Genomic DNA, 11686 nt, shown 5'->3' on the forward strand with positions numbered 1-11686 from the left:
AGATGAGGGCAATGATACAAACATCTGATTATTCTGCAATCAGAAGAACTTGTGCAACTTATCATTATTTTTTATGAGCCGTTCAATGGCGAAAAAAGGGTGAATATGCTACACTACATAACATGTAATTCGTATAAAAATTCCATAGAAAGAATGAGGCATATGACTTACAATACGACTGTAGATTCGATCTCACCAGATGGCGCCGTCTATTATCTATTCGGTGCGACCGGCGACTTGGCCCGGCGCAAGCTATTCCCGGCGCTTTTCAGTTTATATAAAGAAGGCAAGCTGTCGGAAAACTTCGCGGTTGTTGGCCTTGCGCGCCGTCCCCGCACGAATGAGCAATTCCGCTCTGATCTGTATGATTCCATTAACGAATTTTGCCGCTACAAAGCGGATGATGCCGAGCTATGGAATCGGTTCACAGAGCACTTCGTCTATATGTCGCTCGACATTAATAATGTCGATGGCTTCCGTGAGCTGGACGCGTTGTCCACGGAACTGGACCAGAAGTTCGACATTCCGGGCAATCGCTTGTTCTATTTGGCGCTTGCACCTTCCCTGTTCGGACCTGTATCCTTCAACCTTCGTGACGGCGGCCTGCTGGAGTCCAAGGGCTGGCATCGCCTTGTTATCGAGAAGCCGTTCGGCTACGACCTGCCGTCCGCGCAGAAGCTGAACGAGCAGTTGAACCAGGTGTTCAAAGAGGAAGAAATCTTCCGCATCGACCATTATCTTGGCAAGGAAATGGTTCAGAATATTCAAGTTATGCGCTTTGCGAATGCATTTTTCGAACCATTGTGGAACAATAACTATATTGCCAATGTTCAGATCACGCTGTCGGAGACGGTAGGCGTCGAAGAACGCGGTGGCTACTACGACAAGTCTGGCGCGCTGAGAGATATGGGACAAAACCATATGCTGCAGATGCTGACGATGATTGCGATGGAGCCGCCAAGCCGCCTGCATGGCGAAGATATTCGCGACGAGAAGGTGAAAGTGCTTCGTTCGCTGAGAGGCTACACTTCCGGCGATGACGTGCGCAAGAATGTCGTTCGCGGACAATATGCGGAAGGCAAAGTAGGGAACAAGGAATTGCTTGGTTACCGCCAAGAGGATTCCGTAGATGCAGAATCAGCGACCGAGACGTATTTTGCGGCGAAAGTATTCGTCGACAACTTCCGCTGGGCCGGCGTTCCGTTCTACATTCGTACGGGCAAGCGGATGCCAGTGAAGACGACGGAAGTCGTCGTGGAATTCAAGTCTATGCCTAATAACGTGCTGTTCGCGCAGCGCCATGATCTGGCGCCGAACCTGCTCGTAATCCGTGTTAATCCGATGGAAGGCATCTATATCAAGATCAATGCCAAGAAGCCGGGCTCGGACAATGCGGTACAGCCTGTATCGATGGAGTTCTGCCAAAGCTGTCAGATCGGCATCAATACGCCTGAAGCGTACGAGCGTCTCATTCATGACGCCGCACGCGGCGATTCTACGTATTTCACCCGCTGGGATGAAGTGTCCCATGCCTGGGAATTCGTCGACCGCATTGCGCAAGCATGGCGCGAAGACAAGAGCGATCTCGCCTTCTATCCGGCAGGATCGTGGGGCCCGGAAGAGGCAGGAAAGCTGCTGGATGAAGAGGGCTTCCACTGGTGGCCGGTGAATGGCCAGGAAGAAGACAATGTCATTTGGATCACGAACAGCGGCAAATAGCATTCCAGCTATGCGTTGTCGTAAACCTTGCATAAAGTGAAGGGAAGGCAAGCATGAGTCAATCATTAAGTGATGAAATTAAACAGGAAGTGGACAGAAGGCGTACGTTCGCCATCATATCCCACCCTGACGCAGGGAAAACCACCCTGACTGAGAAGCTCCTCCTATTCGGAGGAGCCATTCGGCTTGCAGGGTCCGTCAAAGCTCGCAAGGCCAGCCGCCATGCAACATCGGACTGGATGGAGATTGAGAAGCAGCGGGGGATCTCCGTTACGTCTTCCGTTATGCAATTTGATTATTTGGACCACCGGGTCAACATTCTGGATACCCCCGGTCACCAAGACTTCTCCGAGGATACGTACCGTACGTTGACAGCAGCGGACAGCGCGGTTATGCTGATCGACGTCGCCAAGGGTGTCGAGGCGCAGACGATCAAGCTGTTCCAGGTTTGCCGCAAGCGCGGCATTCCGATCTTCACGTTCATTAATAAGTTGGACCGTGAAGGGAAAAGCCCGTTTGATCTGATGGAAGAGCTGGAGCAGGTACTGGGCATTCGTTCGGTGCCGATGAACTGGCCGATCGGAACGGGACGCGAGCTATGCGGCGTATACGACCGCATGAAGTCACAGGTTGAGCTGTTCCAGGGCAACGATCATTCTACGATCGAGGTGCGGAAGGTCAGCGATTATAACGATTCCATTATCCGCGAGATGGCGGGCGATTATTTGACTGATCAGCTGATCTCGGAGCTGGAGCTGCTTGATGTCGCGGGCGATCCGTTCGATTATGAGAAGGTACAGGCGGGCGAGCTGACGCCGATCTTCTTCGGCAGCGCCGTGAACAACTTTGGTGTGCAGACGTTCCTGGAGAACTTCCTCCAGCTTGCGCCAAAGCCGACATCACGGAACAGTACTGCAGGTCCTGTAGAGCCGTCGAACGAGAAGTTCAGCGGTTTTGTATTCAAGATTCAGGCGAACATGAATCCGGCTCACCGTGACCGGATTGCGTTCCTGCGCATCTGCTCAGGACGATTCGAGCGGGGCATGGCCGTCAAGCATATCCGCAACAAGAAAGAAATCAAGCTGTCGCAGCCGCAGCAATTTTTGGCTCAAGACCGTGATATTGTCGAGACGGCATATCCGGGCGATATTATCGGCTTGTTCGATCCCGGCATCTTCCGCATTGGAGATTCGCTCTCTCAAGGCTCGGAAGTAGAATTCGACGAGCTGCCGACCTTCTCGCCGGAGATATTCTCCAAAGTGACGGTGAAGAATGCGCTGAAGCATAAGCAATACCAGAAGGGTCTCGACCAGTTGACGGAGGAAGGCACCATTCAGGTGTTCTACTCAACGGGCAACTTCGATGAGACGATTCTGGGCGTTGTCGGCCATCTGCAATTCGAGGTGTTCGAGCATCGGATGAAGGCCGAATACGGCGTCGATATCCAGCTGCACCGGATGACGTTCCAATTCGCAAGATGGATTGTGGATGAACAGATTGACCCCTCCAAGTTCCGGATCAACTCTACGCTGGTTAAGGATAAGAAGGGCAACTATGTCGCTTTGTTCGAGAATGAATATGCGATGCGGACAGCAATGGACAAAAACCCGAACTCCAAATTCTTGGAGACGGCTCCATAATTTGCTTAGGATAACAATCCTCCAACGGGAGCAAAATGCCCCGTAGGAGGATTTTTTTAGGTTTTCTTCAAATCTCTTAAGAAAATATTAACCACAGGCACTCTATGTTTTGGTAGACTGATAGAGGTACAGAAAATAGAGCAGTACAAAGGAGTGCATCCACGGAACGTTATGAAGAATCAAAAAATGAAATGGTTATTACCCGCAGGAATTTTGGTCATTGCCGCATGTATTTTGGTTGTGTGGTACGCAACAAGGTCTGATAAAGCCGGACCAACACCGGAGCCGACGAGTGTTACGGAAATTCCGCAAGTGGAGACACCTCAAGAGCAATATGACGTCATTGTTGTCGGTACAGACCCGGAGGGCGTAACGGCAGCGGTATCCGCTGCGCGCAATGGCCTGAAGACGCTGCTTGTTGACGGCAAGGATCGGGAGATATTGGGCGGATTATTCACGCTCGGATGGCTGAACAGCCTGGACATGAACCGCATGCCGGACGGCAAGGACTATTACAATAAAGGATTGTTCAAGGAATGGTTCGATCTGATCGAAGGCGATTCCTTCGATATTACGACAGCTGCTAACGCATTCCACAAGCTGGTGGAAGCAGAGAAGCTGATTGAAGTGCGCATGGGCGCTAAGTCCATCGAGCCGATTGTAGAGAAGGCAGCTGACGGCACACAGGCCGTGAAAGGCGTCAAGCTGACGCTGGAAGACGGCAAGGAGCAGAATGTGAGCGCAAGCGCGGTTATCGATGCCACGCAGGACGCTGACATTGCTGCAGCCGCAGGTGCGGAGTTTACATTCGGCCGTGAAGATATCGGCGATAATAAACTGCTGATGGCAGTAACGCCGGTATTTACACTGAAGAATGTAACACCTGAAGTATGGGGCAAGATCAAGCATCGCTTAAACAACGACGAATATCCGGGTACTGGCGCCAATGATCAGAGCGCATGGGGCTACATTGAGATGTGGGATTACCCGTCTACGAACCCTGAGCGTATCCGTTCGCGCGGCTTCAACCTCGGCCGTCAAAATAATGAGACAATGCTGGTTAACTCCGTCCAAATATTTGGGGTTGACCCGTTTGACCCGGCATCGAAGGAAGAAGCTTACGAAATTGCCCGCAAAGAAATCCCGCTTATGCTGGAGCATGCGAAGAAGCTGTATCCTGAATTTGAGACGATCGAGCTTGGCGAATTGGCTCCGGAGTTGTACATTCGCGAGACGCGCCACTTGGTGGGCATGTATCGCCTGAATATGATTGATCTGCTGGAGCAGCGGACGCATGCGGATGATATTGCATTCGGTTCTTATCCGGTAGATATTCAGAGCACATCGTCGGCGAAGACGGATCGCGGCACGGTGCTGATGGCGCCGAAGCTGTATGGCGTTCCATTCGGAGCATTGGTTCCGCAAGAGGTTGACGGTCTGCTTGTCGTAGGCCGTTCCGCGAGCTTCGATACGCTTCCGCATGGCAGCGCGCGCGTGGTTCCGCTAGGCATGGCGACGGGACAAGCAGCCGGTGCGGCTGTGAAGATTGCAATGGATGAGAAGGTGACGCTTCGCCAGCTGGCTGCGGATGATGCTATGGTGCAGTCGCTGCGGACGCTGCTCACAGAGCAGGGCGTGGATCTGAAAGCACCAAAGACGGAGCCGTACAAGTTTATCAGCCATCCGGCTTATGAGGGGCTTAAAGTGGCTGCAAGCATCGGCATCGCGCAAGGCGCTTACGCGAATGACTTCCAATTGGACGCTGCATCCAATCCGCAGCGCATGCTGATGAATATGAAGGGCGTGGCGAAAACTTATGCCGAAGCCTTCCCATATTCGGCGGATGCCTCTGTAGGGGGCATAGACGAACCGGCCAAACAGCCGCTAACGCTGGAACAGGCGGCGTACACGCTCGCTCTGTCGCTCGAAGAGGGCGCGCAGAAGGAAGGCGCTCTGGAGCGTCTGAAGACGAACGGAACGCTGCTTGACGCTACGCTAGCCACGATCAAGGACCCGAACAACCTGACGAATGGCGATGTGTACATGCTGATTAAGGATGCGATTTCCTTCGCAGCAGGTGTTGTTTATTAAAAAATAAAGTAACTCGGGAATTCAGCCGTCGGCGCTAATCATAGCGTCGGCGGTTTTTTACTGCCAAAATGATGAAACGATTCCAGCTCCAATCTCGTAGATAGGATAGAGTCTAGCAAATAAAGGAATGGAGTGAGAGATTGAAAACTTTATCGGTACGATCCTCTTTCTGGTTCAAATCTGTCATAGCAGCAACGTTGTCGCTTACGCTTCTGACACCGGCCTTCCAGGCATCGGCTGCCGAAGCGGATACGCCTGCGGCGGGCAAGACGCTGGATGCCACGAGTGCAACAGCGTTCCTGGATGATCTCTTTGCGGCTGAGACGACCAAGCCTCATTATGTTGGAGCTTCTGTCGTAATTGTGAAGGATGGTCAAGTACTTGCGCAGAAGGGCTACGGCTATGCTGACCTGGAAGGCAAGAAAGCTGTAGATCCCGCAACCTCGGTCTTCCGTATCGCTTCTGTGTCCAAGAGCATTACGGCGGCAGCGATCATGCAACTGGCCGAGCAGGGCAAGCTTGGTCTGCAGGATGATTTCACGAAGCATATCAACGACTTTACATTGCAAAATCCAGTCAACAAACCGGTTACGATTGAGAATCTGCTGACGCATACAACCGGATTTGAGATCCGTGATCCGAAGCCAGAGGATATCCATCAAGATTTTGAGAAAGTTGTTGAAATCGAGGATTACGTCCGTGCGAATGTGCCTCCGGTTGTCAGAGAGCCGGGCAGCTCCTACATGTATGACAATTATGCTTCCATGGTATTGGGCTTGATCGTAGAGAAGGTAAGCGGAGAGCCGTATGCCGACTACATAGAGAAGCATATCTTCAAGCCGCTTGGCATGGAGAGCAGCGGGTTCCTGCTTGAAGGCAAGCTGAAGGACAACCTGGCTGTCGGCTATGGACCAGCGAATACGCCAATCGAACCTTATGCCTTGACGCCAACCGTGATGCCGCAAGGCGGCATGTTGTCCACGGCTGAGGACATGAGCAAGTTCATGCTGGCATTCCTAAGCGGCGGCACGAACCGTATTCTGTCTGAGGATTCCGTGAAGCAGATGGGAGTTTACCGCTCCTATATTCATGAACTCATCCCGAACACGACATACGGCTTTGAAGCTCCGTTCCAGATTCCCGGCGCGGGCAGCAGCTCGAAAGTGATTACCAAAGCAGGCGATTTGGGCGGTTACAGCTCTTATCTTTTCTTTATTCCTGAGCAAAACACAGGCGTGTTTCTGACTTACAACCAAAATGGCGCACTGCGCAACCTGCTCTACCCGCAGTTCATTTCGACCTTTTTCCCGCAATATGCGGCTCCGGCTAAGCTGGATGCGTACGAGGCGAAACCTGGTGAACTGGCCAAGTTCGCAGGCTTCTACTCCGACTTGCGCCTTAATGTGTTGAAGACAGCCGTTCAAGGCGAAGAAAAGCTCGCGATTCATGATGCTTTTCTAGGGACGAGAGAGTTGAAGCAAGTGGACGATAATCTGTTTGTTGATCAGCTAACCGGTCAGTTCACAGCGTTCAAGCTGGACGCGAGCGGTAATGCGCTCTATATGAAAGAGCCGTATCTGAATCCATTCGGCTACGCGAAGAAAGGCGACGCTGCGGCGGGCTATGCGGACATCTCGGCCGACCATCCGTACGCACGAGTCATCCATGGACTTCAATCGTTAGGTTATTACGAAAATAAAGGCAACCAAAACTTCTATCCAGAACAGGCTGTAACAAGAAGTGAATTTGTGAAAAATGCGCTTTCGATGTTCACGGTTCCGGCAAGCAAAACGGAGCCGACTGCTTTCACGGACTTGGCTGGCCATCCGAATGCTGGCTACGTGCAGGCAGCATTCGAGATCGGACTCGTTCAAGGCAATGGCAAAGGCAGCTACAAGCCGGATCAAGCGATTACCCGTCAGGAAGCGGCAGCTATCCTGTGGAGAATGCTTGTCGGACAATACTCGCCGGAGGTATTCGCAAGCATTAAGCTGGCTGAAGGTACAGATGAGTGGGCTATCGACGCTGTACGCGCATTGATTGCATTCCAAGTTCACGGACCTGAGGTACAACAGAGAGAAGACGGAACAATCGACTTCCTGTCTGGTAAAATCTTGAACCGTGCGGAAGAAGCGGCATTCTTGTTCTCGCTGAACTTCTCTCCGGCAGATCAAATCTATGCTGCGCTGCTGCAGCAAGCACAGGCTGCTCCTTCCGAGGCTCCTGCGGCTGAAGCGCAAGAAGCTGCTTAACAGGCACTTATAGAGCAAAAAAGAGGACACCGCGATTGCGGTGTCCTCTCTTGTTTGAATCTAGGATGACGCGTTATAGAATTATTTCAACCAAGCGTCAACTTTGTCCGAGTTGGCTTCAACCCATGCTTTGGCTGCATCTTCCGGAGATGCGCCTTCAACGATTTGAATCATAACTTCAGCCATATCATCAGGGGACCATTCGAACGCGTCCAGGAATGCATAGGCTTCCGGTTGATCATCTTTCAAACCGTTACGAACGATGGTGTGGATTTGCTCATCTTGTCCATATACGCCCTTAGGATCTTCCAGATACTTCAGATCCATCTTGGCGAATTTCCAGTGAGGCGTCCAGCCCGTTACGATAATCGGTTCTTCGTTGGAATAGGCTTTCTCCAGTTCTTGCGTCATAGCTGCAGATGAGCTGGAGAGCAGCTTCCAGTTACCAGCCAAGCCGTATTCTTCTAGAACTTTCTCTGTAGCCATCATCAAACCAGCACCCGGCTCAATTCCCACGATGGTGTGTTTAACGGAATCGCCGACAGCGTCATTCAAGTCTTCGATGCTTGTAATGTCCATATAGGAAGGAACGACAAGACCAAGCTTCGTACCGTTCAGATTCGGGCCAAGATCCTCGAATTTACCTTCATTGTCCTTCACATAAGTTTCATGAGTCGTTGGCAGCCATGCGGCTACCATTGCATCAGCGCTGCCGTTCGCAATGCCTGACCACATCGGGCCTGCGTCAACCTGCAGCATGTCGACCTTATAGCCGAGCTTCTGCTCTAATACTTCCCTAACGACATTCGTGCTGGCGATCTCGGAATCCCAAGCCACGTAAGCGAGCTTGATTTCCTTCTTCGGATCTTTTGCGGTGCCGTTACCGTTTCCGTTAGATCCGCTGTTTCCGCACGCTGCCAGCAAAGCTAGAGCTGTTACTACCGCTACGATTAAACTCCATTTTTTCAACTTCATCAAATCACTCCTAAAAAAGTTTTGTGAAGCAATACTGCTTCGAAGGTATAAAAAGATGGCTTGGTAAGCATCATTTCATCAGGATTGCTTTTCGGTGCGTTGAACGACCTTTTGCGTAAGCCGGTCCAATATAATGGCCAGGATGACGATGGCAAGACCTGCCTCGAAGCCCACACCTGTCCGGCCTTGCGTAACCGCACGGTAGACATATTCCCCGACGCCTTGGGCGCCGATCATCGATGCGATAACGACCATGGACAGGGACAGCATAATCGTCTGGTTAATGCCTGCCATAATGGTCGGCACAGCGATAGGCAGCTGCAGCTTGAACAGCTTCTGAAGCGGGGTGGAGCCGAAAGCGTCCGCCGCTTCCACCAGCTCGCCCGGTACTTGCCTGATCCCCAGATTGGTTAAGCGGATCGTAGGCGGGATGGCGAATATAATGGATGAGATAACGCCGGGTACGACGCCGAGTCGGAAGAAGGTTACGGCCGGAAGCAGATATACGAATGCAGGCATCGTTTGCATGAAGTCTAACAAGGGGGTAAAGATTCTCTGCATCGCATTGTTTCTGGCGCATAAGATTCCGATCGGTACGCCGATCACGACGGATATGATTGCGGCTGTCAGGACAAGCGCAAGGGTCTGCATCGTCGGGCCCCATAAGCCCAGATTCTCGATAATAAGCAGACCGACAGCGGTAAAGAGAGCCATCTTCCACTTGCCGAGGAACCAGGCCAGCACGACGAACAGAGCGATGATGACGAGCGCCGGAAGTCCTCTAAGCACGTCGTCAAGCCCGTTGACAGTACCGCCGATGATCATGCCGATGAAGTCGAACAGCGGCCCCAGATTATTTTCGAGCCACTTCTCGATGCTCTCAATCCAATTTGCGAGCGGAATTTTAGGCAGATTCATGGGAGCCACCTCCATCCAGCAGCGAGTTGCCATTGCCAGCGAGTGCGGCAAGCACAGCGCCTTTGATGACGACGCCTTTGAGGCGTCCTGTGTCATCGATAACTGCGACAGGCAGCTTCGCGTTGCCCATCAATTCAAACAATTCATTCAATAGCGAGTCCGGAGAAGTGACAGGCACTTCCTTCTGCATGATGTCCTCAAGACCCTTCATTTCCTTCACAGCCGCTGCCGCATCTTCAGCTGACACGAGTCCGAGCAGCTTCATCGAACGGTCAACGACATACAGGCTGGACACGCCTCGATCACGCATGAATTGGAGGGCGACGCGCGGACCTTTGTCGATCGTAATCGTCTCCGCCTTCTCCATCGCGTGGGATGCGGTTAGCACCTTCGACAGGTCGACGTCCTCAACGAACCGCTCCACATATTTGTTGGCCGGCTGCATCAATATTTCTTCCGGCGACCCGATCTGAACGATGCTGCCGTCTTTCATTAACGCGATTTGGTCTCCGATCCTCAGCGCCTCATCCAAATCATGCGTAATGAACACGATCGTTTTTTTCATTTTGGTCTGAAGCTCCAGCAGTTCGTCCTGCATATCCTTACGGATCAGCGGATCAAGCGCGCTGAACGCCTCATCCATCAGCAGAACTTCCGGATCATTCGCGAGACCCCGCGCCAAGCCGACACGCTGCTGCATGCCGCCGCTGAGCTGATGCGGGTAGCTGTTCTCGTAGCCCGATAGCCCGACGAGCTTCAGCGACTCCATCGCCATCTCGCGCCGCTTCTTCTTCTCGATCCCCTGGATCTCCAGGCCGTATTCGATGTTCTGAATGACGGTCCGGTGCGGGAAGAGCGCGAACTTCTGGAATACCATGCCGATATTCTTCCGGCGGTATTGGCGCAGCTGCTCCGGGTTCATCTTCAAGACGTCGTTCCCGTTGAACAGCAGTTGTCCGGTCGTAGGCTCGATCAAGCGGTTAAGCAGCCGGACTAGCGTTGACTTGCCGCTGCCTGACAAGCCCATGATGACGAAGATCTGACCGGATTCAATGGAGAAATCCGCTTGATTGACGCCAACGGTCAGCTTCGATTCCTTTAATATTTTCTCTTTGGACCAACCTTTCTCCAGCAGCGGTATGGCCTTTTTCGGATCATCTCCGAAAATCTTGGTTAACTGTTTGGCTTCTAAAATCGCCATTTAACGTTCCCCTTTCGTGCCCCCTCGTGGAAAAATTCGACTCTACTAGTGTAGTTGGATAACTTTGTTATGGTCAAAGAGCGTGAGCCAGCGTGAGGAGTGTACAGTTATAACTTTACAAACTTTACGTACAGAATACTCCGTATAACTCCGTTTTTCGATCCGATTGCCTTCTTTACATCTCTGAGGGCAATTGATTACAATAGCTGTAGTAAGTTTGAAGGGGTTTGGCGTACGATTTTGGAGGGACAATATGGACGAGCTTGCGGGATTGACGGAAGAGCAGCGGGCCAAACTGCTGCATACAAGAAGACGCGTCATTGAATCGATCGGCAAAAACATGGACTTATACGGTATCACGTTATCGATCGGCCATTTATACGGGAATATGTATTTCAATCAAACTCCTGTTACGCTCGATGAGATGAGCCAGACGATGGGCATGAGCAAGACGTCGATGAGCACGGGGATGCGGACGCTGCATGATTTGAAGATGATCAATAAAGTGTGGGGCAAAGGCTCGCGGAAGGATCTGTATGAGGTTGTCCCGGATTGGCATCAGAACTTTGCCGATTTCTTCTCTATTAAATGGAGGAAGGCCCTGGAACAAAACATGATCGCGCTTGGCCGCAGCATGAAAGAGATCGATGCGCTTATAGCAGAGCATGATGAGGATGAAGCCTTCAGAACACTGCTTGAAAGTGACAAATCGAAAATCGACGAAGCGTTAAAATATTATAAATGGCTGGACCGTCTGATCGATTCTTTCGAGTCCGGAGAGATCTATCAATATTTTCCAAGAGAAGAATAGGGACGATAACCGCAGCTGCCAATCAGCTTGCGGTTTTTTTATGCGGATAGAAGGGTATAGGATGGATTGATTTTGCATG

The 11686-nt window shown here is 51.6% G+C and carries 8 protein-coding genes; 5 read left to right on the forward strand and 3 right to left on the reverse strand.

What is annotated here, in order from left to right; genetic code table 11:
* Window positions 1-162: 162 nt before the first annotated feature.
* The 4 genes from zwf (at window position 163) to AC0YNW_RS21310 (ending at window position 7702) form a co-directional block, all read left to right on the forward strand.
* Entirely contained in the window at window positions 163-1719 is a 1557-nt protein-coding gene (gene zwf, locus AC0YNW_RS21295) for a glucose-6-phosphate dehydrogenase (RefSeq protein ID WP_387476743.1), read from the forward strand.
* A 53-nt stretch (window positions 1720-1772) separates the two neighbouring features.
* Window positions 1773-3359 carry a peptide chain release factor 3 gene (locus AC0YNW_RS21300; RefSeq protein WP_387476741.1) on the forward strand — a complete coding sequence of 529 codons (1587 nt, stop codon included), beginning with the start codon at window positions 1773-1775 and terminating at the stop codon, window positions 3357-3359.
* 186 nt (window positions 3360-3545) lie between these two features.
* The gene (locus tag AC0YNW_RS21305; RefSeq protein WP_475833665.1) at window positions 3546-5450 is read left to right on the forward strand and encodes an FAD-dependent oxidoreductase; all 1905 of its coding nucleotides are present in this window, start codon (window positions 3546-3548) and stop codon (window positions 5448-5450) included.
* A 140-nt stretch (window positions 5451-5590) separates the two neighbouring features.
* Window positions 5591-7702, forward strand: a complete 2112-nt coding sequence (locus AC0YNW_RS21310) for a serine hydrolase (protein WP_475833666.1) — start codon at window positions 5591-5593, stop codon at window positions 7700-7702.
* 81 nt (window positions 7703-7783) lie between these two features.
* On the opposite strand, the gene AC0YNW_RS21315 is transcribed toward AC0YNW_RS21310, so the two are convergent.
* The 3 genes from AC0YNW_RS21315 to AC0YNW_RS21325 form a co-directional block, all read right to left on the reverse strand.
* Window positions 7784-8677, reverse strand: coding sequence for a glycine betaine ABC transporter substrate-binding protein (locus AC0YNW_RS21315; protein WP_475833667.1), 894 nt, complete (start codon window positions 8675-8677; stop codon window positions 7784-7786).
* A gap of 78 nt (window positions 8678-8755) precedes the next feature.
* Window positions 8756-9595, reverse strand: a complete 840-nt coding sequence (locus tag AC0YNW_RS21320) for an ABC transporter permease (protein ID WP_475833668.1) — start codon at window positions 9593-9595, stop codon at window positions 8756-8758.
* Entirely contained in the window at window positions 9582-10796 is a 1215-nt protein-coding gene (locus AC0YNW_RS21325) for a quaternary amine ABC transporter ATP-binding protein (RefSeq protein WP_475833669.1), read from the reverse strand. Before AC0YNW_RS21325 ends, AC0YNW_RS21320 begins: the two co-directional genes overlap by 14 nt.
* A 253-nt stretch (window positions 10797-11049) precedes the next feature.
* On the opposite strand from AC0YNW_RS21325, the gene AC0YNW_RS21330 reads away from it, so the two are divergent.
* Complete coding sequence (locus AC0YNW_RS21330; protein WP_475833670.1) at window positions 11050-11607, forward strand: GbsR/MarR family transcriptional regulator; 558 nt, start codon at window positions 11050-11052, stop codon at window positions 11605-11607.
* The last annotated feature ends 79 nt before the right edge of the window (window positions 11608-11686 follow it).

It is taken from the genome of Paenibacillus sp. J31R120 (assembly GCF_056269225.1).

Coding starts and splice junctions, on each gene's coding strand:
- zwf (WP_387476743.1), top strand. CDS start 163: ATGACTTACAATACGACTGTAGATTCGATCTCACCAGATGGCGCCGTC.
- AC0YNW_RS21300 (WP_387476741.1), top strand. CDS start 1,773: ATGAGTCAATCATTAAGTGATGAAATTAAACAGGAAGTGGACAGAAGG.
- AC0YNW_RS21305 (WP_475833665.1), top strand. CDS start 3,546: ATGAAATGGTTATTACCCGCAGGAATTTTGGTCATTGCCGCATGTATT.
- AC0YNW_RS21315 (WP_475833667.1), bottom strand. CDS start 8,677: ATGAAGTTGAAAAAATGGAGTTTAATCGTAGCGGTAGTAACAGCTCTA.
- AC0YNW_RS21320 (WP_475833668.1), bottom strand. CDS start 9,595: ATGAATCTGCCTAAAATTCCGCTCGCAAATTGGATTGAGAGCATCGAG.
- AC0YNW_RS21325 (WP_475833669.1), bottom strand. CDS start 10,796: ATGGCGATTTTAGAAGCCAAACAGTTAACCAAGATTTTCGGAGATGAT.
- AC0YNW_RS21330 (WP_475833670.1), top strand. CDS start 11,050: ATGGACGAGCTTGCGGGATTGACGGAAGAGCAGCGGGCCAAACTGCTG.